Genomic DNA, 26,469 nt, shown 5'->3' with positions numbered 1-26,469 from the left:
CATTAGCGGATGACTTCACTTTAAACGTCGAATTCACGTGAATTCCGTCACCGATAACGCGCAGGCCGCCATGACCCTCATCGACACCCGCACACCCGACGCCAAGCGCCTGATATCAGGCGCCACCGGCGACTGGGAGATCATCATCGGCCTCGAGGTCCATGCGCAGGTGACCTCGCAGGCAAAACTGTTCTCCGGCGCCTCGACGGCGTTCGGTGCGCCGCCAAACGCCAATGTCAGCCTCGTCGATGCGGCGATGCCGGGCATGCTGCCGGTCATCAACGAGGAATGCGTCAAGCAGGCGATCCGCACCGGCCTCGGGCTGAAGGCCGAGATCAATCACAAATCGGTCTTCGACCGGAAAAACTATTTTTATCCCGATCTGCCGCAGGGCTATCAGATCTCGCAGTTCAAGCAGCCGATCGTCGGCGAGGGCAAGGTGATCGTCTCCGTCGGTCCCGACCGGCAGGGCGAGTTCGAGGACATCGAGGTCGGCATCGAGCGCCTGCATCTGGAGCAGGATGCCGGCAAGTCGATGCACGACCAGCATGCGACGATGTCCTATGTCGACCTCAACCGCTCCGGCGTGGCGCTGATGGAGATCGTCTCCAAGCCCGACATGCGATCCGCCGACGAGGCCAAGGCCTATGTCACCAAGCTGCGCACCATCGTGCGATACCTCGGCACTTGCGACGGCAATATGGACGAAGGCTCGCTGCGCGCCGATGTCAACGTCTCGGTGCGCCGGCCCGGCGGCGAATTCGGCACGCGCTGCGAGATCAAGAACGTCAACTCGATCCGCTTCATCGGCCAGGCCATCGACTACGAGGCGCGCCGCCAGATCGCCATCCTCGAGGACGGTGGCAAGATCGACCAGGAAACGCGGCTGTTCGATCCCAACAAGGGCGAGACGCGCTCGATGCGTTCCAAGGAAGAAGCGCACGACTACCGCTATTTCCCGGATCCAGACCTTCTGCCGCTGGAATTCGACCAGGCCTATGTCGATGCGCTGGCAAAGGATCTGCCTGAACTGCCCGACGCCAAGAAGGCGCGGCTGATCTCCTCGCTCGGCCTGTCGACCTACGACGCTTCGATCCTGGTGTCGGAAAAGGCGGTCGCCGACTATTTCGAGAAGGTGGCCGCCGGTCGCGACGGCAAGCTTGCCGCCAACTGGGTCATCAACGATCTGCTCGGTGCGTTGAACAGAGCCGGCAAGGGTATTGAAAATGCTCCGGTTTCGCCCGATCAGCTCGGCGCGGTCATTGACCTGATAAAAGAGGGCATCATCTCCGGCAAGATCGCCAAGGATCTGTTCGAGATCGTCTGGAACGAAGGCGGCGATCCGCGCCAGCTGGTCGAAAGCCGCGGCATGAAACAGGTCACCGACACCGGTGCCATCGAAAAGGCGGTCGACGAGGTGATTTCAGCCAATCCGGACAAGGTCGAGCAGGCGCGCGCCAAGCCGAGCATGGCCGGCTGGTTCGTCGGCCAGGTGATGAAGGCGACTGGCGGCAAGGCCAACCCGCAGGCCGTCAACGACCTCGTCAAGGCCAAGCTCGGGATCGAATAGGATGATGTTCGTTCGCACCGCCGGCGAGCGCGATCTTGCCGCGGTCCGGGCGCTGCTGGTCGAAACGTGGCACGCCACCTACGACGCCATCTACGGTGCTGCCAAAGTCGCTGAGATAACAGATGAATGGCATTCGATCGCCTCGCTCAAGGCGCGGCTGACGCGGCCGAACTCCGAATTCCTGGTCGCAGACGATGGCAACCGCATTGGCGGGATGGCGTTCGCCGCAGCCACCACGGATGCGAGGATCGTCATGCTGAACCAGCTCTACGTGCATCCGGCCTGCCAGAGGCAAGGGATCGGCCAGGCGCTGCTGGAAGAGGTCGAGGCCAGCTTTCCCGAGGCGCGGACGCTGCGTGTCGAAGTGGAAGAGGCAAATGCTCCCGCCGTCGCCTTCTATCGCTCGAAAGGGTTTTTGCCGGCCGGGAACACTGCTGACTGTGGCGGTGGCTCAGGCCTGCCGGCGCTGATTTTGGAAAAGGCGATCGAATAGATTTGCCTGGCCTGACAGGTCGCAGTCAGTTGCGTTTTTACGGGGCTGCGCCGTCGGTTGCGGGCTGAATTGCGGAATCGCGGTCCGCAAAAAACACGCCCGCAGGTCGAAATTCACCAGTGGCTAACGCTGAGGCAAAAAAGCATGGTGCGACGCACAAAAATATTGCAATGCACTGCAGATGCCGTAACGTCAGGTTCTAGATGAACGAGACGGCCATTCTACAAAGGCCGCCCACCGCAAAGGATGGAAACCATGACCAAGACCGCTGATAAAACTGCTGAAAACGTTGAGAATGCAGAAGTCCAGACCGAGGTAACCGATCAGTTCGGCGCTGTCGCCGAAAAAGGCGTCGAGCAATCGAAAGAAGCCTTATCGAAATTGGCGACCGGCGCCGAGGCGACCCAGAAGGCTCTTGAGTCATCCTTCGAAACAGCCAAGACCGCCAGCAATGAGCTGTCGCTGAAGACGATCGCCGCTTTGCGCGCAAATGTTGAGGCCAGCTTTTCTCACCTCGAAGCCCTGGTTACCGTGAAATCGCCCTCCGAGTTCGTCGAGCTGCAGACAGACTTCTTGCGCAAGCAGGTGGAAAAGACGGTCGAGCAGAGCAAGGAGCTTCAGGCGGCGGCGACGAAAGCCGCTGAAGACGTATCCAAGCCAATCAAGGATGTCTACGAGAAGGCGATGAAGGATCTCAAGGTCGCCTGATTGGCCCTGATGCCTGATTGGCCCTAAGGCATGTCGCGCAAAAGCACGCCCTCGGGCTTGAACCGAGGGTGCGAAGCGGTTTTGCAATAACGACATGCATCAAAGCAACAACTTGAAGCGCGTCGCATGAATCCATCCAAACGGCACGCGCTTCAGGCGGAGGGAACTTCCACATTGTCGATCAGCCGGGTCTTGCCCAGCCAGGCGGCTGCGAGCAGGCGTCCGTCGCGGTTTGGCCGCCACGGGGCGAGCGTCAGGCTCTCGCGCGCCGCGACATAATCGACTTTTTCGAAGCCGGCCTCGACCAGCGCGCGGCTGGCCTCGGCGGTCGCGCTGCCTTCATCCGCGCCTGCCGCGAGTGCCGCCGCCGTTCGGCGCAAAATGGCGTTGAGCTGGCGCGCCACCGCGAGTTCGGTTTCGCCGAGATAGGCGTTGCGTGACGACATGGCGAGGCCATGCGCGTCGCGTATTGTTGGCGCGCCGATGATGTCCACCGGCAGATCAAGATCGCTGCAGAGCTGCCTGACGACGCAAAGCTGCTGATAATCCTTTTCGCCAAAGACCGCGCAGTCGGGCGACGCCTGCAGGAAGAGCTTTGCCACGACGGTTGCGACGCCGTCGAAGAAGCTCGGCCGGAAATCCGATTCCAGCCCGGCGGCTGGCCCGCCGACCGAGATTCTGGTGGCGAAGCCGGCCGGGTACATGTGCGCCCCACCAGGGGTGAAGGCAAGTTGTGCGCCGGCCTCGGCCAGCCGATCGAGGTCGCGGCCGAGCTGGCGCGGATATTTGTCGAGGTCTTCGCTCGGCGCGAACTGGGTCGGGTTGACGAAGATCGAGACGACGCAGCGATCGGCCCTCTCCAGCGCGATCCTGATCAGCGAGATATGGCCGTCATGCAGCGCACCCATTGTCGGCACCATGGCAAGGCTAAGGCCATCGCGACGCCAGTCGCGGATTTGCGCGCGAAGGGCGGCGACGCTGTCGACGACGAGAGGCCGGCTCATGCTTCGCCCCGGCTCATGCTTCGCCCCGGTTCATGCTTCGCCCTTGTCGGCTGCGGCCGAAAAAACGTGGCTCGAGCCGGGGAATGTCCGGCTGCGCACCTCCGCTGCATAGCTGGCTGCCGCTTGCGATATGACGCTGCGCAGGTCGGCATATTGCTTGACGAATTTCGGCACCCGGTCGACGGTCAGGCCGACCATGTCGTCGATGACCAGGATCTGGCCGTCACAGTCGCCGCTGGCGCCAATGCCGATGGTTGGAATGGAAATGTGCCGGGTGAGGTCGGCGGCGACGGTCTCGACGGTGCCTTCGATGACCACCGAAAACGCGCCGGCTTTTTCGACCGCTTCGGCGTCGCGATAAAGCGCAGCCACATTCTCGTCGGTCCGGCCCTTGATCCTGTAGCCGCCGTCGCTTTCCACCGATTGCGGCTGCAAGCCGATATGTCCCATGACCGGAATGCCGGCAGCGACAATCGCCGCAATCTGTCGGGCAACTGTGACGCCACCCTCCAGCTTGACGGCCTGGCAACCGGTTTCGCCGACAATCCGCCGCGCCGAGGCGACGGCTTGGCGCGCCGTTGCCTCATAGCTTCCGGCCGGCATGTCGACCACCACGCAGGCCCTGGCTGCCCCTCGCATCACCGCTTGTCCGTGGGCGATCATCATCTCCAGCGAGGCGCCCAGCGTGGTCTTGTGGCCATGGAGAACCATGGCCACGCTGTCGCCGACCAGAAGCAGGTCGACATGATCGTCGAGCAGGCGAGCGATGGGATAGGTATAGGCGGTGAGGCAGACGATCGGCTCGCCGCCCTTGCGCAGGCGAATGGAGCTGGCACTGATCCGCGGATCGGCGCCGGATGCGTCTGGGGCCATCATTCCCTCCCTCAACCGTCAATCAGGCTGGGTACCTGAATGCAGCGCGCTGAGCTTTAGAAAGACCAGGCAGCCTTGGCAAGGCATGCCTCGACAGGACGCGAAAGGCTTGCCACGGTGCGTCGGTTTTCCGACGGCCATTTGCACGGCTCATTCGGCAAAACCCTTGCCTTGGCGATGGCCTGACGCCATAAGCAGGAAACAGGCGCCACCGCTGCCGCCACGAGGACTTGCCGCGAGGATTTTGGATGAAGACTTTCCTTCTGCAGTTTTTCACCTGGTGGAACAGCCAGACGCTGGGCACGCGCTTCCACACCTGGCGGCATGGCAAGAAAGTCGGGCAGGACGAGGCCGGCAACGTCTACTACGAGGGTGGTGTCGATTCGGAAGGCCGCACCCGCCGCTGGGTCATCTATCGCGACTATTCGGAAGCCTCGATGATTCCGCCCGGCTGGCATGGCTGGATGCATCACCGCGTCGATGTCCCGCCGACGAGCGACAACTACAAGCCACGCGACTGGCAGAAGCCGCATCAGCCGAACCTCACCGGAAGTGCCGCGGCCTATCGCCCCAAGGGCTCCATACTCAGCAATCAGCACCGCCCGCAGGTGACCGGCGATTACGACGCCTGGACGCCGGGGTCGTGAGAGACTGTTTCGAAATTCGCTCTGGCGAGTCATATGGTGGTGGTTTCGAGAACCGGCGCGGAGCGGACATTAGAGCGCCGCGCATCCAAAGGACGCGCGGCGCTGTAGGGAAGCGCAGAAAGCGCCGTCAGATGGCCGCCAGAGTAGAGTTTCCAAACGGTCTCTAACCGCTCGCCATGGGCGGATCGATCCTTTATCGCCACAATTGGCGTTTAGCAGCTTGTCGATCTGACAGCAGCGACTAGCCTTGGGCGCGACAGAATCACCCCGGGCGCAAACCACCGGATCCCTGCATGAGCATTTTCAGCCGAATTTCGATGGGCGGACTGACGACGGCCGCCGCTTTTGTCGCTTGCGCCATGGCCGCCGCTCAGACGCTGGAGGCGCCAGTGGACCCGGGGGCGCCGACGGAATTTGAGGCGCCAGTGGACCCGGGGGCGCCGACGGAATTTGAGGCGCCAGTGGACCCGGATGCGCCAATGGAACCGGATGCGACAGTGGAACCGGATGCGACAGTGGCGCCGGCGGCACCGGCCGCACCACAACGCATCACCAATCCTGTTGCCGAATTCGCCGGCATCGACAAGATCACCGGCCGCATCATCACCTTCGATGTCTATATCGACGAAACGGTGCAGTTCGGCGCTTTGCAGGTGACGCCGCGCATCTGCTATTCGCAGCCGCAAACCGAAGAGCCGAAGACCGATTCTTTCGTCGAGGTCGACGAGATCACGCTGGATCGCAAGATCCGCCGTATCTTCACCGGCTGGATGTTTGCCGAAAGCCCCGGCCTCAACGCCGTCGAGCACGCCGTCTACGACGTCTGGCTGAAGGGCTGCAAGCAGAAGTCGGAAGTGCCGGCACCCGACGCGGCCAAAACCAATTAGCCAAGACCAGTTATAATCCCTGGCGTGCGGGATCGCCTCTTCGGGATCCCTACTGAGCCTTCCGGAACCGCCTTATTCTCCGTGCGTTGGTCATGGCTGGCGTTACGGAGATGTTCCCATGATGGCCAACAAGAACGAACTCCTCGATCTCGAAAAAGGGTTCTGGACCGGCGACGCAGCCTATTTCAAAGCCAATGCCGACACCAAATGCCTGGTGGCTTTCCCACAGATGGCGCAAACGATGAGCAACGCCGATCTGGCCGAAACCGCGACGGGCCTAAATCGCTGGCGCGATCTCGACATCGACCTCAAGGGCATCATCGAGCCGGGCAGCGACATTGTCATGCTGACTTATGAGGCCCATGCCACGCGCGAGAATGGCGAGCCTTATGCGGCGCTGGTCAGCACCGGCTATGTCCATCGCGTCAATGGCTGGAAGATGATGTTCCACGCGCAGACGCCGCTTGAGCCTGCCGCAAAAAGCTGACCAAAAACCCGACCTTTGGCGCAGATCATGGGAAAAACACCGCCTCGCCCTTCAGCGCGTCGGCCAGCATCTTTTCGTATTTGCCCCTTGGCACGTCGACCGCGCCGAAGCGTTTGAGGTGCTCGGTGGTGAACTGCGTGTCGAGCAAGGCGAAGCGCCGTTCCTTCAGGCGTTCGACCAGGTGCACCAGGCAGACCTTCGACGCGTCCGTTTCCCTGGCGAACATGCTTTCGCCGAAGAACACCCGGCCAAGAGACACGCCGTAGAGGCCGCCAACCAGCCGACCCTCGCGCCAGGCTTCGACCGAATGGCAATGGCCCATCCGATGCAGTTCGACATAGGCCTCGCGGATCGGCGCGTTGATCCAGGTCGACCGGCGTTCCTCGCGCCTCTCGGCGCAGCCGTCGATGGTCGCCTCGAAATCAAAATCGAAACGGATATCGAACAGGTTTTTCCGGATCGACTTCCTCAGGCTTTTGGGCGTGTGAAAACCATCCAGCGGGATGATGCCGCGCGTCTCCGGCCGCACCCAGAACACTTCCGGATCGGTGGCGCTTTCGGCCATCGGAAAGACGCCCGAGGCGTAGGCCTTGAGCAACAGGTCGGTCGGGATGCGATAGCCTGGCGCGTAGGGACGGGTCATCGCGTCATTATATTCTATAAGTTCACGTCCTAATCCTCATCGGCCAGATATTTTTCCAGCCAGTGGATGTCATACTCGCCATTGGCGATATCGGCATTGCCGACGAGATCGCGAAACAGCGGCAGCGTCGTCTTGATGCCGTCGACGACGAATTCGTCGAGCGCCCGCCGCAGCCGCATCATGCATTCGACGCGATTGCGGCCGTGCACGATCAGCTTGCCGATCAAACTGTCGTAGTAGGGCGGGATCTTGTAGCCGGAATAGACGCCGGAATCGACACGGATGCCGAGGCCGCCCGGCGTGTGGAAGTGGGTGATCGTGCCGGGCGAGGGGGTGAAGGTGCGCGGATCCTCGGCATTGATGCGGCATTCGATGGCGTGGCCCTGAAAGCGGATCTCTTCCTGGCGCATGGAAAGCCCGCCGCCCGAGGCGACGCGGATCTGCTCGTGCACGAGGTCGATGCCGGTGATTGCCTCCGTCACCGGATGCTCGACCTGCAGGCGCGTGTTCATCTCGATGAAATAGAACTCGCCGTTCTCATAGAGGAATTCGATGGTGCCGGCGCCGGAGTAGCCGAGATCGGCAATCGCCCTGGCACAGACGCCGCCGATATGTGCGCGCTCCTCGGCATTGAGCGCCGGCGAGGGCGCCTCTTCCCAGACTTTCTGGTGGCGGCGCTGCAGCGAACAGTCGCGTTCGCCGAAATGCACGCCGCGGCCGGCACCGTCGCCGAACACCTGGACCTCGATGTGGCGCGGCTTTTCGAGATACTTCTCGATATAGACGGCGTCGTCGCCGAAAGCGGCACCGGCTTCCGAGCGCGCCGTCTGCAGTGCGACCACAAGATCGGCTTCGCTGCGCGCCACCTTCATGCCGCGTCCGCCGCCGCCGGCCGACGCCTTGATGATCACGGGGTAGCCGATCTCGGCGGCGATGCGTCTGGCTTCCTTTTCCTCAGTGACCGCCCCGTCGGAGCCGGGCACCACCGGAATGCCAAGGCGCTTTGCGGTGCGCTTGGCCTCGATCTTGTCGCCCATGATGCGGATGTGATCGCCGGACGGGCCGATGAAGGTGATGTTGTGCGCGGCGAGGATATCGGCGAATTTGGCATTCTCCGACAGGAATCCGTAGCCCGGATGCACCGCGTCGGCGCCGGTGATCTCGCACGCCGCGACGATCTGGTGGATGTTGAGATAGCTGTCGCGCGACGGCGGTGGGCCGATGCAGACGCTCTCGTCGGCGAGCCGCACATGCATGGCGTCGGCGTCGGCGGTGGAATGCACCACCACCGTCTGGATGCCGAGCTCCTTGCAGGCGCGCAGCACCCTCAGAGCGATTTCGCCGCGATTGGCGATGAGGATTTTCTGGAACATTTTTCGGCTGTTCCCGGCTCTACTCGATCACGACGAGCGGCATGCCGTATTCGACCGGCTGGGCATCCTCGAACAGGATCGCCGTCACCGTTCCGGCACGCGGCGAGGGGATCTGGTTCATCGTCTTCATCGCCTCGATGATCAGCAGCGTCTGGCCTTCCTTGACCTGTTGGCCGACTTCGATGAACGCCTTGGCGTCGGGCGATGGCGCCAGGTAGGCGGTGCCGACCATGGGCGAGGCCACTGCGTTCTTGGACACGTCGGCCGCTGCCGGGGCGGCTGCGCCAGCCGGCTGCGCTGCCGGCGGCGCATAGGCGGGCTGCGTTGCGGCGACCGCATGGACGGCCGGCGCCTGTCGCGACACACGCACCTTCAAGTCGCCCAGCTCGACCTCGATCTCGGTGAGGTTGGTGTCGTTCAGTATGCCCGCCAGATCGCGGATAAGCTGCTGGTCAACACCATTCTTTTTTATCGACATTTTCGAGCCTTCTGTTTGTTGGCCGGTCATAGGCGTGCGGCCAGCGCCTGCAGCGCCAGTGTGTAGCCGAGCGGCCCGAACCCGCAGATCACGCCGACGGCGACCGGCGAGACCATGGAGACGTGGCGGAATGATTCCCGCGCATGGATGTTGGAAAGATGAACTTCGGCGACGGGCAATGGCGCGACGGAGCGGATGGCGTCGTGAATGGCGATCGAGGTGTGGCTGTAGGCGCCCGGATTGATGACGATGCCGACAGCCTTGTCGGCGGCTTCCTGTATCCAGTCGACGAGGTCGCCCTCATGGTTCGACTGACGGAAATCGATCTCGAGCCCAAGTGCCGCACCTGCCTGCTTGCAATCGTCGGCGATCGCGGCCAGCGTCTTGCCGCCATAGATGCCCGGCTCGCGCTTGCCGAGCGCGTTGAGGTTGGGACCGTTCAGGACGAAAACCGTTTTCAAAATGCCGACCTTTTCCCGGTGTGGTTTCGAATCCGAAATTCGCAATACCTTGGAGCAGCGCTTTGAACGAATTTCGGCTTCAAAGCCACACTGGCAATTTATACATTTCTGATGTGGTGGATTTAAAGTTCCTGAACACTGACGCCACCAAAGCAGCAGGAACTTCAAATCCACCACATCAGCGCCGGCATCAGTCGGCGCACCGGGCCTCTATAATGGGCTTAGACGCCTGCGAAAAGAGCGCAAGTGGGTTCTTTCGCTGTCCACAACAGGCGGAAAATGGCTTGCGCCGAAAGCCAGCCGCCGATCAGAGTGCGGCCTTGGCCGCTTCGATCTTCTCCGCCAGCACGTCCTGGCCGAGCGCACCGAACACCACCTCGTTGCCGACCACATAGGAGGGCGTTCCGGTGATGGCCAGCTTGTTGGCAAGATCATAAGTCTTGGAGAGGGCCTCGGCGATCGACGGATCCTTCATCTTCTCGCGCAGCGTCGCTTCGTCGGCGCCGAGCGAAAGCGCTACCTTGATGGCCGCCGCTTCGGTGGCGCGTCCCTGGGCGCCGAGCAACGCGTTGTGGAACTCGCCGTATTTCTCCGGCATCATCAGGTGGAAGGCCATCGAGACGACGCTTGCCTTCTGCGAATCCGGGCCGAGGATCGGGAACTCCTTGAGCACGAAGCGCAGATCCGGATCGGCTGTCGTCAGCGTCTGCATGTCCTCCATGGCGCGTTTGCAGTAGCCGCAATTGTAGTCGTAGAATTCGACGATGGTGACCTTGCCGTTCGGATTGCCGACGACGCCGTCGAAGGCCGAGTTGAAGATCTGGTCCTTGGCATCCTTGATGACGTCGAGACTGGCGACGCGCTGCGCCTCCTTCTGCTTGGCCTCGAGCGCCTCCTGAGCTTCCAGCAGCACTTCCGGGTTCTTCAGCAGATAGTCGCGGATGATGCCTTCGACTTCAGCCCGGTCGATCTTGGTGTCGGCGGAGGCTGCCTGGGCGATTTGCGCGGCATCGGCCTTTGCCGTCTGCGGACTTCCGGTCACGAACCCGAAACCCAGCATGGCGAGAGCGACCGCCACGCCCGTGGTGCCCAGCAGAATTGCCTTCTTCATCATCCTGATCCTCTTGCCTGGTTTCCGGCCGGGTTGTCCGACCCGATTGGCCCGACTACCCGATTGGTTCGACTACCCGATTGGTCCAACTACTTGTCGCCGCGCACGGCCGGGAAGGTTCACTTTTTCTTGCCTGATGGTGCGTAGTTTATGATGTCCTGCGCGCGGATCCAGCCCGGCTCGCCACGCTTCATTTTCATCTGCGCGCGCATTGCGAAGATCTTGGCATCCTTGTAGGCGCCAGAATAGAAATGGCCTTCGGCGGTCGCAAGGTCGGCGGCCGGAATGTTGCCAAGCTCGCCATACGCCTGCGCAAGATGGCGGTAACCGACGGCGTTTTCTCGGTCGCGCGCGAGACCCTTGTTGATCTGCACCACCGCTTTCTCCAGGGAATCGGGCGTGCCGACTGCCATCAGCGCCTGGCCGTAGGAAACCGGCAGCAGCCCGGATCGCGCTGGGTCGAGGCTGACCGCCTTGGCATAGGCTTCCGCGGCAGCCTTCGGTTTGTTCGCCTTCATCAGGATGTCGCCGCGCAATTCCTGGAAATAGGGGTTCTTCGGCTGTGCCTTGATCAGCGCGTTGGTCTTGGCAAGCGCCCCGGCCAGATTGCCGAAAAGGAAGCTCGTCTGCGCGTCGCCATATTGCGAGGCGAGGCTTCCCGGCATCTTGCGCATCAGCCGCGATGCGGCGGCCTGACCTCCCATATAGGCAGCGATCTTGATGCGCATCATGTCGTGCCGCTGCTGCAGCGCCGGCGGATCGACCTTTTCGACGTAGGGGCTTTTTTTGACCAGGACTTCGAGGTTGGCAATGCGTTCGCGCGGCAGCGGATGGCTGATCCGGTAGGGGTCGACCTGCGCCCCCGACAGCGAAAGTGCGCTCTGAAAGCGGCCGAAGGTCTTCAGCATGCCCAGGCCGGACTGGCCGGTGGCATTGAGATAGGTTATCGCCGAGCGGTCGGCGGTCATCTCTTCGGTGCGCTGATAAGCGAGGATGCTGCGCTGCGCCATCTCGCCGCCGCCAGCTGCAACCCCCATGCCGGCGCCGGCCAGGCCCCGGCTTTTGCTGGTGGCGCCGGCAACCATGGCACCGGCGCCAAGCAGCGTCGCGATGATGGCCATCGTCTTGGCGCGTTCGAGCTGGTTGCGCAATTTTTGCTGGTGGCCACCGGCGATATGGCCGGCTTCATGGGCGATGACGCCAATGATCTCGTTGGGCGTCTCCGCCGACATCAGGGCGCCGGTGTTGATGAACAGGCGGGACCCGGCAACGAAGGCGTTGAAACTCTGGTCGTTGACCAGCACGATGTCGACGCCGTCTTCCGGCAGGCCCGCGGCCCTGAAGATCGGCCGCGCATAGGCGCGCACCAGCGCCTCGATCTCGGCATCGCGCACCACCGGCACATTTTGCGCAAAAGCGCTGACGGTGCCGGTCACAGCGACCGTCGCGGCAAGCGAAAGCGTCGCGAAGGCGCGCGCTGCCCTGGCTATCGTCGATTTGGGTCGGCTCAACATGGCAGGTCCACTGGTAGACGAGCGGGTGAAGGATGAAAAGTCGGCACTGAAACTTTACTGAACTTGTGAACCTCACATCAATCGGGCATTTGTGCGGCGCGGGACGCCAAAGCTCGGCGCCGGCAGCCGGCAAGCGCCGGCCCATGGGCGATCTCAAAGGGCTGACCCAAAGGGCGGACCCAAGGGCGAACAAGGAAATGAGGTCAAATGGTTATATCGCTTTCGCGTCGCGGCGACGTCGAGCCGTTCCACGCCATGGACGTTCTGGCGGAAGCGAATCGGCTGAAGGCCACGGGCGTGCCGGTCGTTTCCATGGCCGTTGGCCAGCCGTCCGATCCGGCGCCGGCCGGAGTCAGGCAAGCGGCGACGAACGCATTGAAGATGGGGCGCATCGGCTACACCGACGCATTGGGTCTTGCGGGCCTGCGCGAGGCTATCGCGCAGCATTATGCCGACCACTACGGGCTGGCCGTTTCACCCGGCCGGATCGCCGTCACCACCGGATCGTCGGCCGCCTTCAACCTGGCATTTCTGGCGATGTTCGATCCAGGCGACCGTGTCGCCATCGCCGCACCCGGTTATCCGGCCTATCGCAACATCATGGCCGCGCTCGGCATCGAGATCGTCGAGATCGAGCTCGACGGTGATGCCTATCTCCACGCCGAGCATCTGAAGGCTGCGCATCGCGAAAAGACGCTGAAGGGCGTGTTGTTTGCCAGCCCGGCCAATCCGACCGGGGCGATTATCCCCGCCGACGAGCTGTCGGCGCTGGTGACGACGGCACAAGAGCTCGGCATCGCCGTGATCTCCGACGAGATCTACCATCGGCTGGCTTACGCTGCGCCGGACAGCACAGCACTTGCCTGCGGCCCTGACGTGACGGTGATCAATTCCTTCTCGAAATACTACTGCATGACCGGTTGGCGCATCGGCTGGATGGTGCTGCCGGAACCCTTGGTGCGGCCGGTCGAGCGCATCGCCCAGAGTCTCTACATCTCACCGCCCGAACTGTCCCAGATCGCCGCGATCGAGGCGTTCAAGGCAACCGCGGAATTGGAGGCGGTGAAGGCGCGCTACGCGGGCAATCGCGAGCTTTTGATGCAACGCCTGCCCGAACTCGGCTTTACCCTGGCGGCACCGATGGACGGGGCGTTCTACGCCTTCTGCGATGTCACCAGGCACACCAACGACAGCATGGTCTTCGCGCGCAAGATGCTGGCCGAGGCGCATGTGGCGGCGACGCCCGGTCGCGACTTCGATCCGCTTCAAGGCCATCGAGCCATGCGCTTTTCCTACGCCGGCAGCCACGACGAGATGGTCGAGGCGATGATGCGCATCGAGCGCTGGCTGAGATAGCGCGATGCCGGACCTCGAGCAGGCTTTGACCGAGATTGCCGCCGAAATGGCCGAGCGCACCGATCGCGGCGACGTCGCGACCTACATACCGCAGCTCGGCAAGGTCGATCCGAAAAAGTTCGGCATTGCCGCGGTGACCAATGACGGTCGCGTGCTGATGGCGGGCGACGCCGATGAGCCGTTTTCGATCCAGAGCATTTCGAAGGTGTTCACGCTGACACTGGCGCTTGGCAATGTCGGCGACGCGTTGTGGCAGCGTGTCGGGCGCGAGCCTTCGGGCAACCCGTTCAACTCGATCGTCCAGCTCGAGCACGAGAACGGCATTCCGCGCAATCCGTTCATCAATGCCGGCGCCATCGTCATTTCCGACATTCTGCTCGCCGGCCACCAGCCGCGCGAGGCGATCGGCGAGATCCTGCGCTTCATCCAGTTCCTGGCCGACGACGAGACCATCATCATCGACCACGAGGTCGCGGCTTCGGAACGAGCCACCGGTTTTCGCAACTTGGCGCTCGCCAACTACATGAAGTCCTTCGGCAATCTCAGCCACGCGCCGGATCTGGCGCTGGGCGTCTATTTCCACCATTGCGCCATCGCGATGAGCTGCCGGCAACTGGCTCTGGCCGGCCGCTTCCTCGCCAGTGGCGGCAAGAACCCGGCGACTGGCCATTCCGTGGTGTCGGCCGAGCGCGCGCGCCGCATCGGCGCGATGATGCTGACCTGCGGCCACTATGACGGCTCAGGCGATTTCGCCTTCCGCGTCGGCATCCCCGGCAAGAGCGGCGTCGGCGGCGGCATTTTAGCGATCGTGCCGGGCGTGGCCTCGCTCGCCGTCTGGTCGCCCGGCCTCAACGCCAACGGCAATTCCAGGCTGGGGTCGATTGCGCTGGAAAGGCTGGCGAAGATGATGAACTGGTCGGTTTTCGCGCCATAGAGATTTGCCCGCTTCAGACAAGAAAATCCCACGCTGTCGATGGGACAGCGCGGGATTTTTTTGTTCAAAAGATCAGGCTAAACTACCGAAAAGCTTAGAAAAAGCCTTTCCGCTGCCACCAGCCGGCACGCTTCGGCTTCTCCTCGGTCTTTTCCTCTTCGGCAACAGTCGAGGACACGATCGGCTCAACCGGAGCATCGACCGGTATGGGCTTGCGTCGCGATGGGCGGACCTTCGGTTTCTCGTCGACGGCGGCCACGGCTGTTTCCTCCGAAACAGCTGCGGGAGCCTCGGCAGAAATTTCCGGCTCGGCTACCGGCGTCTCGGCAACGACGTCCGCCGCGGCCTTCTTCGGCTTGGCGGCGCGGCTTCGCTTCTTCGGCTTTTCGGCGCTTGGCATGTCGTCATTGGCCGGAGCAAGGTCGACAGGCTCTTCGACCGGCGTGGCTTCGACCGGCGTTGCTGCTGCCGGTTCGCCGGAGACGGCCTCCAAGACCTCGGGACGGTCAGCCGACTCGGCAGTGCCTGCATCGACCTCGCCTTCGCCGTCTTCACGGCGATTGCGCTTGCCGCCGCGCTTGCCGCGCCGACGCTTCTTGCCCAGACCTTCGTCAGGCTCCAGACCTTCATCAGGCTCCCGACCTTCAGGCTCTTGCCCGTCATCCGACGCTTCCACCGCCTCGGTGACGCCGACCTGGTCCTCGTGGTCTGCTTCGGCGCCTTCATCGCTTGCGGCCTCGGAGACGCCATCGGCAGTGGCCGAGATGGACGCACCTTCCACGGGGGCGCCATGCTCGCGGTCGCGATCCTTGCCGCCGCGCCGTCTGCGGCGCTTGCGGCGCTTGCGGTCGCGGCCTTCGCCATCCTCGCTGGGCCTTGGCTGCTGCGGCTGCTGCGCCTGGCGCGGTTGTTCCGCCGGTGCAACGACCGCGTCTTCCTCCTCCTCGATGACGATTTCGTCGGCGGGCTCTTCCGGCTCGACATAGGCAGGCAAGGTCCGCACCTCGACGAAGCCTTCAGGCTTTTCGGCCAGCGCGCCGCGGAAGATCGCATAGTGCTGGGCGCCGACCGTATCGTCGGCCTCGACGGTGATGGTCAGGCCGAAGCGGTTTTCGAGCTCCACCAGCGTGCCGCGCTTGTGGTTGAGCACATAGAGCGCGGTCGCCGCCGGCGTCCGCACCGTGATGTGGCTGCGCGAATCCTTGAGCAGGAATTCCTCGATCGCCCGCACCACCATCAGCGCGACGGACGAATCGGACCGCACATGGCCGGTGCCGCCGCAATGCGGGCAAGGCTTCATCGTCGATTCCAGCACGCTGGCACGGATGCGCTGGCGCGACATCTCCATCAGGCCGAAATGCGAGATGCGGCCGACCTGGATGCGGGCGCGATCGTTCTTGAGGTGATCCTTCAGCCGCTTCTCGACGGAGCGGTTGTTGCGGTTCTCCTCCATGTCGATGAAGTCGATGACGATCAGGCCGGCGAGATCGCGCAGCCTCAGCTGGCGTGCGACCTCCTCGGCCGCTTCCAGATTGGTGTGAAGCGCTGTGTCCTCGATCGAGTGCTCCTTGGTGGAGCGGCCCGAATTGACGTCGATGGCGACCAGCGCTTCGGTCTGGTTGATGATGATGTAGCCGCCGCTCTTCAGCGTCACCTGCGGCTGCAGCATGCGGTCGAGCTGCGCCTCGATGCCGCTGCGCACGAAGATCGGCGTCGTGTCGCGGAACGGCTGCACGACCTTGGCGTGGCTGGGCATCAGCATGCGCATGAAATCCTTGGCCTCGCGATAGCCCTCTTCGCCGGAGACCAGGATCTCGTCGATGTCCTTGTTGTAGAGGTCGCGCACCGAGCGCTTGATCAGGCTGCCTTCCTCGTAGACGAGGGCAGGGGCCGTCGACTGCAGCGTCAGGTTGCGGACGTTTTCCCAAAGCCGCATCAGATATTCGTAGTCGCGCTTGATCTCGGCCTTGGTGCGGCTTTCGCCGGCCGTGCGCAGGATGACGCCCATGCCCTGCGGCACTTCGAGATCGGCGACGACCTCCTTCAGCCGCTTGCGGTCCTGCGCGTTGGTGATCTTGCGCGAGATCCCGCCGCCGCGCGCCGTGTTCGGCATCAGCACCGAATAGCGGCCGGCAAGCGACAGGTAGGTGGTGAGCGCCGCGCCCTTGTTGCCGCGCTCTTCCTTGACGACCTGCACCAGAAGGATCTGCCGGCGCTTGATCACTTCCTGGATCTTGTACTGGCGGCGCACCGGCTTGCGGCGGTTGCGCGCTTCTTCCAGCGCATCCTCGGCGCCGACCGATTCGACCTCATGGTCATCCGGATGCGATGACTGCACCTCTTCCAGCATGCCGCGATCATTGTCGGTGGAGGTGGCTTCGCCGGCCGCATCAGCCTGCGGCACGGCTTCGGAAATCACATCCGATTCGATGCTGGCGGCGATGGAGTTCGGACCGCCTTCGGAAGGCCCAGTTTCGTCACCGCCAATTTCGTCACGGCCATGGCCAGTCTCGTCACGGCTCGTCTCATCAGGACTTGCCTCGCTATGACTGGCGACATCCTCGCCATGTTCCGAAGCAGCGGACGGCGTGTCGACTTTTTCTGAGGCATCGACGTTCTGCGCGACCGCATCCTCGCCGTGTTCGCCGCCCTCATTGGAACGGCTGTCATTGGACTCATTGGAGACGCTGTCGTTGGACCCGCTGTCGCTGGCATCGACAGAATCGTCCGAATCGGCCGCACCTGCATCACGCTTGTGCTCGCCTCGGTCGCGGCTCTTGCCGCCGCGGCGGCGTCCGCGCCGGCCGCGATCACGGTTCTGGCGATCGTCGCCATCGCCGTCCTCATCGTCCTCGTCTTCAGCCTCCTGCGCTTCCGCGCGCAGCAGCGCCTGACGGTCGGCGACCGGAATCTGGTAGTAGTCGGGATGAATTTCACTGAAGGCGAGGAAACCGTGACGGTTGCCGCCATATTCGACAAAGGCTGCCTGAAGCGAGGGTTCGACGCGGGTTACGCGGGCGAGGTAGATATTTCCTTTGAGCTGCTTCTTGTCCTGGGATTCAAAGTCGAATTCTTCAATACGGTTACCGCGAACGACGACAACTCGTGTTTCCTCCGGGTGGGAGGCGTCTATCAGCATTTTGTTGGGCATTATTTCGTTTCCCCCCGGCAGCCGTCAGCCGCAGCTTGCGGGGCAAAGCCCGCCGCTGTGAATGTGGATGAACATGGGTGCCGGGCAATTGAATGTCCGCCGGCCGCTGCCTGAGCGCCATGGCGGTGCCGCCCGCAGCCATAATGGCGCGGTTTGCTGCGGACCTTTCCATGATTGCGCTTGAAGCCATCGTAACCAGCAGAACCTTTTTGAACCAAAGCCCGGGAAAACCGGACCAGCTTGTTTGCTCGTACAGAGCCGGCGCGGGACAATCCCGGCCGTTTTCCTCACGCAGGCGCTTCCCCCGCCACGGGCTTACACCTGCGAAATTCGTCGCGATCACCTGTTGCCTTTTCGCCAGACGCGAAAGGAGCCGTCGTTCATCTCACCTGTAGCAGGAAGCTGCGGAGAAGGACGGTTCCAGGATTGCAGTGATCCACCATCGCTTTTATGATTTGGCGGGTTGGAAGGCAACCCCGATTTCCGATGCCGGCAAAATGCAGTTCCGCAACGGAAGCACGGCTTTAAGCGTTGCGTGAAAAGGCTTGGTTAACCTTCTCTGGTTACCAACCGTTAATCGAGTTCGCGGCCTGACCGGCGTTTCGACAAGACGACGACACTCCGACAAGCAAGATTGGCCGACAACAGGATCGGGCGCCTCACGCCAAACCGGAGCGACTGGAAGAGATGGGACTGGCAGTCTTCACCCACATGAGTGGTCGCGCCGGAGGCATTTTTTTCTACGCCGCCCGCTTCCACGCCGCTTGCCTGCTGTTGCTGGTTGTCGCTTGCCTGGCTCTTTCGCCAGTCTCCTTTGCCGCCGACGCGCCGCTGGCAGTGACGAGCTACAAAATGGCCGGTGACGCCACCAAGATGCGCATCGTCATGAATTTCGATCGTGAGCCCGACGTCAAATGGTTCCTGCTGCGCGGCCCCCACCGTCTGGTCGTCGACCTGCCAAGCACGAGATTCGCCATCAATGCCAAGGAGGTGAAGGCGCGCGGCCTGGTCAGGAGCGTGCGCTACGGCGATCTCGGCGAGGGAGTGTCGCGGCTGATTCTCACCGGCAAGGGTCCGTTCGCCGTGGACAGGTTCGACGTGCTCAAGAACGATGACGGCAACGGCTACCGCATCGCCATCGACATGTCGGCGGCGTCCGTGCGGGAGTTCGACGCCGCTCTTGCCAATCAGGCGTTGACCACCGGCTCGACGGTCTCCTCCGACAAGGGCGGCAGGGTCGGCACCGGCCCTGTCTCCAATCCAGGCCATCGCTTCACCGTCGTCATCGATCCAGGCCATGGCGGCATCGACGGCGGCGCCGAGGGCATGAACGGCACCGTCGAGAAGAACGTCACGCTCGCTTTCGCCACCGAATTGCGGGACAAACTCGCCGCAGTCGGCAAATACGACGTGTTCATGACGCGCGAAACGGACCAATTCCTGCGGCTGGACGACCGCGTGCGCATTGCCCGCCAGCACGAGGCCGATCTGCTCATTTCGATCCACGCCGACACCATCAGGGTCAAGGGCCTTCGCGGCGCGACCGTCTACACCGTCTCCGACAAGGCTTCCGATCCCGAAGCTCAGGCGCTCGCCGACCGTGAAAACCTTTCCGACCAATTCGCCGGTATGGAAATCAAGGACGACAACAAGGAAGTAACCGACATCTTGATCGACCTGATTCGCCGCGAGACGCACAGTTTCTCGATGAGTTTTGCCCAAACGCTGGTCGGCCAGCTTTCCACCAGCGTCGGCCTCATCAACAATCCGCAGCGTTCGGCCAGCTTCAAGGTGTTGAAGGCGCCGGATGTCCCCTCCGTGCTGGTCGAACTCGGCTATCTGTCGAACGCCAAGGACGAGGCGCAACTGCTCAGCGCCGATTGGCGCAGCAAGGCGGCCCAGAGCATAACCAATGCCATCGCCCTGTTCGCTTCAGCCAAGGCCGGAGCCGGAACCGGAGGCTGAGATGCCAGTCCTCGCCACAACCAGAGGCAGCGTTGCACGACGACAACACTTTGCACTTATATTTTCGCCATTCGAAGCCGAAATTCCAGGCTGCCGCATTTTGCCCACATGGTGGCGACATGGATTTTCGATTACCGGTCGGGATCGTCTCGAAAGCTTGCGCGAAAGGCGGCTTCGTTTAGGCAATTCCCGAACCAAGGACTGGAGCGGGCATGATACGTCTTTTTGGCTATTTCTTCGGCATCGGCACCGCGCTGGCCCTTTTGGTCGCGGCCGGCGTGGCGATCTATATCAGCCATTTGTCGAAGGATTTGCCCGACTACGAGGTCCTGGCCAAGTATGAACCGCCGGTGACGACCCGCATCCATGCGTCCGACGGTGCGCTGATGGCCGAATATGCGCGCGAGCGGCGCCTATATCTGCCGATCCAGGCGGTGCCGGATCGTGTCAAGGCGGCCTTCCTGTCTGCCGAGGACAAAAACTTTTACAATCACCCCGGCATCGATATGACCGGCCTTGGCCGCGCAGTCATGGTCAATCTGCAGAATGCTGGCTCGGGCAAGCGCCAGGTCGGCGCCTCGACGATCACCCAGCAGGTGGCGAAAAACTTCCTGTTGTCCTCGGACCAGACCTACGAGCGCAAGATCAAGGAGATGATCCTCGCCTTCCGCATCGAGCAGGCCTATTCGAAGGACCGCATCCTCGAGCTCTACCTTAACGAGATTTTCTTCGGGCTCGGCGCTTATGGCGTCGCCGGCGCAGCGCTCACCTATTTCGACAAGGCGGTGAATGAACTCACCGTGGCGGAGACGGCCTATCTGGCGGCTTTGCCAAAGGGCCCCTCCAACTATCACCCCTTCAAATATGCCGACCGCGCCATCGAGCGCCGCAACTGGGTGATCGACCAGATGGTCGGCAACGGCTACGTTACGCAAGAGGAAGGTGCCAAGGCCAAGGCCGAGCCGCTCGGCGTCAAGCCACGCCGCTCCGGCACCTATCTGTTCGCCGGCGAATATTTCACCGAGGAGGTGCGTCGCCAGATCAGCGCGCGCTACGGCGAGAATGCGCTCTACGAGGGCGGCCTGTCCGTCCGTACGACGCTCGATCCCAAGATGCAGCTCATCGCCCGCAAAGCCATGCAGAACGGCCTGATGAAGTTCGATACGCTGCGCGGCTATCGCGGGCCGGTGAAGACCATCGACGTATCCGGCGACTGGGGCGTGCCTTTGAGCGAAGTCAAGGGACTGGACGACGTGCCCGAATGGTCGCTCGCCGTCGTGCTCGACAGCTCCGAGAGCGGCCTGTCGATCGGCCTTCGGCCGACCCGGCAGATCTCGGGCGAACTTGTCAAGGATCGCATCGAAGGCACCGTCAGCCGCGAGGACATGAGTTTCGCCATGCGTCATGTGGTCGGCGGCAAGACCGTCAAGGCCAAATCGCCGGCGGACGTGCTGAAGCCTGGCGACGTCATCTTCGTGCAGAAGAAAGAAGATACGGATGGGGCCTATATCTTGCGCCAGGCCCCCGAAGTGGAGGGCGGCCTGATCGCCATGGATCCGCATACCGGGCGCGTTCTGGCCATGGTCGGCGGGTTCTCCTATTCGCTATCCGAATTCAACCGTACCACGCAGGCCATGCGGCAGCCGGGTTCGTCGTTCAAGCCGATCGTCTATGCGGCCGCTCTCGACAATGGCTATACGCCGGCTTCGGTGATCATGGATGGCCCGATCACCATCAAGAGCGGCAACACGACCTGGACGCCGAAAAATTACGATGGAAGGACTGCGGGCCCGGCGACCTTGCGGTCCGGCATCGAGAGGTCGCGCAATCTGATGACTGTGCGCCTGGCCAACGACATGGGCATGAAGCTGGTCGCCGAATATGCCGAGCGCTTCGGCGTCTATGATCGACTGGCGCCGTATCTGCCGATGGCGCTGGGGTCGGGCGAGACGACCGTGATGCGCATGGTATCGGCTTATTCGATCATGGCCAACGGCGGCAAGTCGATCAAGCCGACGCTGATCGACCGGATCCAGGACCGCTACGGCAAGACGGTCTACAGGCAGGACGAACGCGGCTGCAAAAATTGCAATGCGGCTGAATGGCAGAACCAGCCTGAGCCGGAACTGGTCGACAATTCCGAGCAGGTGCTCGATCCGATGACCGCCTATCAGATCACTTCGATGATGGAGGGCGTCGTCGAGCGCGGTACCGGCGCTACCGTTGCCGAACTCGGCCGCCACATCGCCGGCAAGACTGGAACGACAAACGACGAGAAGGATACCTGGTTCATCGGCTATACGCCCAACCTCGTTGTCGGCCTTTATATGGGCTATGATCAGCCGAAAGGTCTTGGCAAGGGCGCGACCGGCGGCGGCCTTGCTGCGCCGATCTTCAAGGACTTCATGCGCGTGGCGCTGGACGGCACGCCCAATGTCGATTTCCAGGTTCCCGAAGGCATGAAACTGATCGCCATCAATCGCAAAACCGGCATGCGGGCCAACCCGGACGACGCCGGCGCCTTTATCGAAGCCTTCAAGCCGGGCACCGGCCCCGCCGACAGCTATTGGGTGATCGGCATGGGTGAGGACGGCTCCAACGCCTCCGGCGGCGCGCTGTCGCCACAGGCCAACCAAGCCATCCAGTCCGGCGGCGGCGGGCTTTACTGACATAGGTCTAAGGTGTTTGGGCCGGCTTTCGAGCCGGCCCATTTCGCTTTACAGGCGGCGGTGCCGTCCCTATGTATCGCGCCAACCCAAGCTCTGCTTAAGCGACAGGGCACCATTTCAGCACAGGACAGAACGGCCAGCCATGCGCGCGGAAACGCAGAATATTGTCGACGAAATCAGGCAGGCGATAACCCTGCTGAGGAGGCATCTTTGACTGGGATCAAGCCATAAAGCGGCTTGAATACCTGAATGTGCGTGCCGAGGATTCGAGCCTCTGGAACGAACCGCTGGAGGCGCAGAAGCTGATGCGTGAGCGCCAGGGCCTCGAGGAAGGCATCGCCGCAGTCAAAGGCCTCACCCAGGCGCTGGAAGACAATATCGGCTTGATCGAGCTCGGCGAGGAGGAGGGCGATGAGGGCGTCGTCGCCGAGGCGGAAGCCGCGATCCGCTCGATGCGCGGCGAAGCAAAGGCCCGCCAGATCGAGACGCTGCTTTCCGGCGAGGCCGACGCCAACGACAGCTATCTCGAAATCCATGCCGGCGCCGGCGGCACCGAAAGCCAGGACTGGGCCTCGATGCTCCTGCGCATGTACACGCGTTGGGCCGAGCGGCGCCGCTTCAAGGTCGAGGTGCTGGAGGTGCATGACGGCGAAGAGGCCGGCATCAAGTCCGCCACGCTGCTGATCAAAGGCCATAACGCCTATGGTTGGCTGAAGACGGAATCCGGCGTTCACCGTCTGGTGCGTATTTCGCCCTATGACAGCAATGCGCGCCGTCACACCTCCTTCGCCAGCGTCTGGGTCTATCCCGTGATCGACGATACGATCGAGATCGACGTTTCCGAATCGGATGTCCGCATCGACACCTATCGTTCGTCAGGATCGGGCGGCCAGCACGTCAACACCACCGATTCAGCGGTCCGCATCACCCATCTCGCCACCGGCATCGCGGTCGCCTGCCAGGCTGAGCGCTCCCAGCACAAGAACAAGGCGAAGGCCTGGGAGATGCTGCGTTCGCGGCTCTACGAGGAAGAACTGAAGAAGCGCGAGGCGGTGGCCAACGCCACCGAAGCGTCGAAGAGCGATATCGGCTGGGGCCATCAGATCCGCTCCTACGTTCTGCAGCCCTATCAGCTGGTGAAGGATCTGCGCACGGGCGTCGAGAGCACAAGCCCGTCGAGCGTGCTGGACGGCGACCTCGACGATTTCATGGAGGCCTCGCTGTCGCAGCGCATCGAGGGCGGCGCCGGCGAAGTGGTGGCCGACATCGACTGAAGCTCCTATGCCCCAAGCAGCAGGAACATCACGCTAGAGTAACAGGCTCTTCACTGTAATTGAGCGGGTGCTTTATGGCTTTGTTTTTTCATCGAATTTTCGACAATTACTTCTACCTCCGGGTTCATTGTTGCAGGCCTGCCGTCGCCTGGCCCGGAACCACTGCGAGTTCAATCTCGTTATCCGCGCGATCCCACTGCCGGGGTTGATGAAGTCACTCTCGTCAGCCCCGGCAGGCTGGTTCCGGCTGCAGATGTCGGCGCACGATTGCACAGCAATTTCTTGCGCCAGCAAAGGAATCAGGCCAGCATCCGAACGTTGGGGGAAAAAGCATTTATGGCCGGACGCGGCGTATCTGCGACCTGACGAGCCGGCCACTGGGAAGATACGTTCCAAGAACGGGCAAGCGAAACGCTTGATAACTCGGTGATAGGAATTGCGCCCATGCCTGCTTCCACAACCCGACTGGCCTCTGCCGTCAGGACGGCGCGCCGCCTCCTGAATTCGATCATTGCGGTGGTGGTTCTGACGGCCGCCACCATTGTATTTGCAGCGCCGGCTTTGGCGCACGACGCCACGCCGACTGCAGCGAAGCCGCAAGGCTGGAGTTACCCATTCTCCTGTTGTTCCGGCTACGATTGCCGCGCGGTCTCGCAGACGTCGATCAGCGAGCGTCCGGAGGGCTATGTCATCAAGGGAACAGGCGAGGTCGTGGGCTACAGCGATGCACGGATCAAGAATTCGCCCGACGGCGAATATCACTGGTGTTCGGTCGCCGGCGCCAATGACGGAAAGACCATCTGCCTGTTCGTGCCACCGTCGTCGTTTTGATGCATGTCGCCCAAAAGCTTGCTCCGAGGGCCATGGCCTGACCCGAGGGTGCGCAGCGGTTTTGGGATACGACATGCATCAAAAAGAGTGAAGCGCGCCACGCGTCCGACGCAGGCAAGCCGAGTCTGCTGACAGACGGTTGTCAACGGCGCCTCTTTATGTTGCCTTACCGCGCTGGCGCGAAGCAATCGCGAGGGAGGCGTCATGACCATAAAGGCAAGCTGCCACTGCAGGGCGACGACGTTCGAGGTTTCGGAAGCGCCGCTAACCGTGACGCAATGCACCTGCTCCTTCTGCTCGAAACGCGGCTCGTTGTGGGCCTATTACGTCCCGTCGCAATTCAAGCTCACCAGCCCGCTCAAGAATGTCTCTTTCTATCAATGGGGCTCGAAAACGGTAAAACATGGTTTCTGCGCCACCTGCGGCTGCGGCACCTTCACCGAAACGCCGGACTGGTCGACCGGCAAGCCGGATTTCGACAATCCGAAAATCAGCGTGAATTCGCGCCTGTTCGACGATTTCGACCTCGATCAGGTCGAAGTCGTCGTCATCGACGGCAAGAATCTCTGGTAGCCGACAGTCTCTGCCAGCCGATCGGAATTGCGCAAATAGCGGCGGTTGAATTGACTGGGAAAAGCCTTGGCCAGCCGCTTTTCCCCTTCCATTTTTCGCCGCATTTCATGTTACAAGCATAGAGTGACGTGCGTCCACTTGGACGCACAAGGGATGCGGCGCGCCACTGGTGGGACCGCGGACTGGAGAGGGACTACCTGATGAAAAAGACTGTGCTCGTCGCAGTGGCGACGGCTGTGCTCGTGAGTGCCTGCACCACCACCGATCCGTATACCGGACAACAGAAAGTTTCCAACACTGCAGCCGGCGCCGGCATCGGCGCGCTGGCGGGTGCGGGGCTCGGCCTGCTCGCCGGCGGCAACGATCGCCGCAATGCGCTGATCGGCGCTGGCGTCGGCGCGCTCGCTGGCGGCGCCATCGGCGCCACAATGGACCAGAACGAGGCCGAACTGCGCCGGCAGCTTCAGGGTTCCGGCGTCAGCGTCACCCGCAGCGGCGACCAGATCATCCTCAACATGCCGTCCGACATCACCTTCAACGTCGACCAGGACGCGGTGAAGCCCGGCTTCTATCAAGTGCTGAATTCGGTCGCACTCGTGCTGAACAAGTTCCGCCAGACCACCGTCGACGTGTTCGGCCACACCGACTCGACCGGTGGCGACGAACACAATTTCGACTTGTCGCAGCGCCGCGCGCTGGCGGTCGCCAATTATCTGTCCGGGCAGGGCGTCGATACCCGCCGCTTCGCCGTCACCGGCTTCGGCAAGACGCGTCCGATCGCCTCCAACGCGTCGGCCGCCGGCCGCGCCCAGAACCGCCGCGTCGAGATCCAGCTCTCACCGCTCACCTGAGCAAGACAAACAAGAAGACCGCATTGCACATGAAAACGGCCCCGCAAGGGGCCGTTTTTCTTTGAGGATTTCTGCTGTGATCAGCCCAATTTCTGCTGTGATCAGCCCTTGGCGACGATGCGCATGAACGCGGGCATGTCGTCACCGAATCCGACGGTCCCATCGTTGTCTTCCTGGCGATGGCGGGCCGGGCGATTGCCGTCGCGCTGCGGCCTGGTGTCGCCACGTTCCGGCGCGCGCTGTTCGTTGCGATGGCGATCGGGCGAAGCCTTGCGATCGGGGGAAGACTGGCGTTCGGGTGAAGCTTGGCGCTCGGTGTTTTCCGAGCGGATCGCTTCCTTGCGCGCGCGCCGCTCACCGGCATCGGCGACTGCGGTCTCGGCCGCCACCGGCTGTTCCTCGCGCGCCGCATCCGGTGCTGCAGCTTCGCTTTGCTTGGCGTGGCGTTCGCGTGGCCTGCGTTCGCCCCTCTCCTTGCCATCGTCCTTGCGGCCGGGGGGGGGCGGGGGCCCCCCCCCCCCCCCCCGGGCCCCCCCCCCCCCCCCCCCCCCCCCCCCCCCCCCCCCCCCCCACCCCCCCCCCCCCCCCCCAAAAATTTGAGAAAACCCCACGCGAA

The 26,469-nt window shown here is 62.5% G+C and carries 23 protein-coding genes and 1 pseudogene; 14 read left to right on the top strand and 10 right to left on the bottom strand.

The window, feature by feature from the left end; translation table 11 throughout:
* Positions 1 to 70: 70 nt before the first annotated feature.
* The 3 genes from gatB to AC0L18_RS28695 all read left to right on the top strand — a co-directional run bounded on the left by gatB (position 71) and on the right by AC0L18_RS28695 (position 2,771).
* Positions 71 to 1,570: an Asp-tRNA(Asn)/Glu-tRNA(Gln) amidotransferase subunit GatB gene (gatB, locus tag AC0L18_RS28705; protein WP_254025183.1), complete on the top strand. Its 1,500-nt coding sequence runs from the start codon at positions 71 to 73 to the stop codon at positions 1,568 to 1,570.
* A 4-nt stretch (positions 1,571 to 1,574) separates the two neighbouring features.
* The gene (locus tag AC0L18_RS28700; RefSeq protein ID WP_128168559.1) at positions 1,575 to 2,063 is read left to right on the top strand and encodes a GNAT family N-acetyltransferase; all 489 of its coding nucleotides are present in this window, start codon (positions 1,575 to 1,577) and stop codon (positions 2,061 to 2,063) included.
* A 255-nt stretch (positions 2,064 to 2,318) separates the two neighbouring features.
* Positions 2,319 to 2,771 carry a phasin gene (locus AC0L18_RS28695; RefSeq protein ID WP_473495178.1) on the top strand — a complete coding sequence of 151 codons (453 nt, stop codon included), beginning with the start codon at positions 2,319 to 2,321 and terminating at the stop codon, positions 2,769 to 2,771.
* A 152-nt stretch (positions 2,772 to 2,923) separates the two neighbouring features.
* Here the strand turns inward: AC0L18_RS28695 and panC are convergent, their stop codons facing one another.
* Entirely contained in the window at positions 2,924 to 3,775 is an 852-nt protein-coding gene (panC, locus tag AC0L18_RS28690; RefSeq protein ID WP_473495177.1) for a pantoate--beta-alanine ligase, read from the bottom strand.
* A gap of 30 nt (positions 3,776 to 3,805) precedes the next feature.
* Positions 3,806 to 4,648 carry a 3-methyl-2-oxobutanoate hydroxymethyltransferase gene (gene panB / locus AC0L18_RS28685; RefSeq protein ID WP_473495176.1) on the bottom strand — a complete coding sequence of 281 codons (843 nt, stop codon included), beginning with the start codon at positions 4,646 to 4,648 and terminating at the stop codon, positions 3,806 to 3,808.
* 248 nt (positions 4,649 to 4,896) lie between these two features.
* On the opposite strand from panB, the gene AC0L18_RS28680 reads away from it, so the two are divergent.
* From AC0L18_RS28680 to AC0L18_RS28670, 3 genes are all read left to right on the top strand, one after another.
* Positions 4,897 to 5,295 (top strand): NADH:ubiquinone oxidoreductase subunit NDUFA12, encoded by a 399-nt coding sequence (locus tag AC0L18_RS28680; RefSeq protein WP_419696923.1) that lies wholly within the window; start codon positions 4,897 to 4,899, stop codon positions 5,293 to 5,295.
* Between the two features lie 293 nt (positions 5,296 to 5,588).
* Positions 5,589 to 6,182: a DUF2155 domain-containing protein gene (locus AC0L18_RS28675; RefSeq protein ID WP_473495175.1), complete on the top strand. Its 594-nt coding sequence runs from the start codon at positions 5,589 to 5,591 to the stop codon at positions 6,180 to 6,182.
* A 118-nt stretch (positions 6,183 to 6,300) separates the two neighbouring features.
* Positions 6,301 to 6,669, top strand: a complete 369-nt coding sequence (locus AC0L18_RS28670) for a hypothetical protein (protein ID WP_473495174.1) — start codon at positions 6,301 to 6,303, stop codon at positions 6,667 to 6,669.
* A 25-nt stretch (positions 6,670 to 6,694) separates the two neighbouring features.
* Here AC0L18_RS28670 and aat read toward each other — a convergent pair whose 3' ends face one another.
* The 6 genes from aat to AC0L18_RS28640 form a co-directional block, all read right to left on the bottom strand.
* Positions 6,695 to 7,312, bottom strand: a complete 618-nt coding sequence (gene aat, locus AC0L18_RS28665; RefSeq protein ID WP_287329844.1) for a leucyl/phenylalanyl-tRNA--protein transferase — start codon at positions 7,310 to 7,312, stop codon at positions 6,695 to 6,697.
* A 29-nt stretch (positions 7,313 to 7,341) separates the two neighbouring features.
* On the bottom strand, positions 7,342 to 8,685 hold the full coding sequence (gene accC, locus AC0L18_RS28660; RefSeq protein ID WP_027154457.1) for an acetyl-CoA carboxylase biotin carboxylase subunit: 1,344 nt from the start codon (positions 8,683 to 8,685) through the stop codon (positions 7,342 to 7,344).
* A gap of 19 nt (positions 8,686 to 8,704) precedes the next feature.
* A complete protein-coding gene (accB, locus tag AC0L18_RS28655) occupies positions 8,705 to 9,163 on the bottom strand; it encodes an acetyl-CoA carboxylase biotin carboxyl carrier protein (protein WP_473495173.1) in 459 nt (152 codons plus the stop codon).
* A 26-nt stretch (positions 9,164 to 9,189) separates the two neighbouring features.
* A complete protein-coding gene (aroQ, locus tag AC0L18_RS28650; protein WP_031254564.1) occupies positions 9,190 to 9,624 on the bottom strand; it encodes a type II 3-dehydroquinate dehydratase in 435 nt (144 codons plus the stop codon).
* A 307-nt stretch (positions 9,625 to 9,931) separates the two neighbouring features.
* Positions 9,932 to 10,735: a DsbA family protein gene (locus AC0L18_RS28645; RefSeq protein WP_128168521.1), complete on the bottom strand. Its 804-nt coding sequence runs from the start codon at positions 10,733 to 10,735 to the stop codon at positions 9,932 to 9,934.
* A 119-nt stretch (positions 10,736 to 10,854) separates the two neighbouring features.
* Entirely contained in the window at positions 10,855 to 12,249 is a 1,395-nt protein-coding gene (locus tag AC0L18_RS28640) for a M48 family metalloprotease (RefSeq protein ID WP_473495172.1), read from the bottom strand.
* A 207-nt stretch (positions 12,250 to 12,456) separates the two neighbouring features.
* Here AC0L18_RS28640 and AC0L18_RS28635 point away from each other — a divergent pair, with 207 nt between their 5' ends.
* Positions 12,457 to 13,605 (top strand): pyridoxal phosphate-dependent aminotransferase, encoded by a 1,149-nt coding sequence (locus AC0L18_RS28635; protein WP_473495170.1) that lies wholly within the window; start codon positions 12,457 to 12,459, stop codon positions 13,603 to 13,605.
* A gap of 4 nt (positions 13,606 to 13,609) precedes the next feature.
* Entirely contained in the window at positions 13,610 to 14,539 is a 930-nt protein-coding gene (locus AC0L18_RS28630; protein WP_473495169.1) for a glutaminase, read from the top strand.
* 94 nt (positions 14,540 to 14,633) lie between these two features.
* Here AC0L18_RS28630 and AC0L18_RS28625 read toward each other — a convergent pair whose 3' ends face one another.
* On the bottom strand, positions 14,634 to 17,690 hold the full coding sequence (locus AC0L18_RS28625) for an Rne/Rng family ribonuclease (protein WP_473495168.1): 3,057 nt from the start codon (positions 17,688 to 17,690) through the stop codon (positions 14,634 to 14,636).
* A gap of 687 nt (positions 17,691 to 18,377) precedes the next feature.
* Between AC0L18_RS28625 and AC0L18_RS28620 the strand changes: the two genes are divergently transcribed.
* The 6 genes from AC0L18_RS28620 to AC0L18_RS28595 all read left to right on the top strand — a co-directional run bounded on the left by AC0L18_RS28620 (position 18,378) and on the right by AC0L18_RS28595 (position 25,853).
* Positions 18,378 to 19,655: an N-acetylmuramoyl-L-alanine amidase gene (locus AC0L18_RS28620; protein ID WP_473495166.1), complete on the top strand. Its 1,278-nt coding sequence runs from the start codon at positions 18,378 to 18,380 to the stop codon at positions 19,653 to 19,655.
* 212 nt (positions 19,656 to 19,867) lie between these two features.
* The gene (locus AC0L18_RS28615) at positions 19,868 to 22,324 is read left to right on the top strand and encodes a penicillin-binding protein 1A (protein ID WP_473495165.1); all 2,457 of its coding nucleotides are present in this window, start codon (positions 19,868 to 19,870) and stop codon (positions 22,322 to 22,324) included.
* 142 nt (positions 22,325 to 22,466) lie between these two features.
* Positions 22,467 to 23,598, top strand: a protein-coding gene (prfB, locus tag AC0L18_RS28610) for a peptide chain release factor 2 (protein WP_128173254.1) whose coding sequence is annotated in 2 segments (ribosomal slippage) — positions 22,467 to 22,532 and positions 22,534 to 23,598 — 1,131 coding nt in all. Because the reading frame shifts where the segments join, the coding sequence is not laid out codon by codon here.
* Between the two features lie 444 nt (positions 23,599 to 24,042).
* Complete coding sequence (locus tag AC0L18_RS28605; protein WP_473495164.1) at positions 24,043 to 24,429, top strand: hypothetical protein; 387 nt, start codon at positions 24,043 to 24,045, stop codon at positions 24,427 to 24,429.
* A gap of 204 nt (positions 24,430 to 24,633) precedes the next feature.
* Positions 24,634 to 25,002 carry a GFA family protein gene (locus AC0L18_RS28600; protein ID WP_128182295.1) on the top strand — a complete coding sequence of 123 codons (369 nt, stop codon included), beginning with the start codon at positions 24,634 to 24,636 and terminating at the stop codon, positions 25,000 to 25,002.
* 200 nt (positions 25,003 to 25,202) lie between these two features.
* Positions 25,203 to 25,853, top strand: a complete 651-nt coding sequence (locus AC0L18_RS28595) for a YiaD family glycine zipper/OmpA-like lipoprotein (RefSeq protein ID WP_031254560.1) — start codon at positions 25,203 to 25,205, stop codon at positions 25,851 to 25,853.
* 101 nt (positions 25,854 to 25,954) lie between these two features.
* On the opposite strand, the pseudogene AC0L18_RS28590 reads toward AC0L18_RS28595, so the two are convergent.
* Positions 25,955 to 26,371, bottom strand: a pseudogene (locus tag AC0L18_RS28590) (DEAD/DEAH box helicase); the annotation flags it as partial.
* Positions 26,372 to 26,469: the final 98 nt, after the last annotated feature.

Source organism: Mesorhizobium sp. WSM4819 (genome assembly GCF_055811215.1).
Note: the sequence above shows the minus strand (reverse complement) of the source record. Positions and strands in the feature narration are given on the sequence as shown.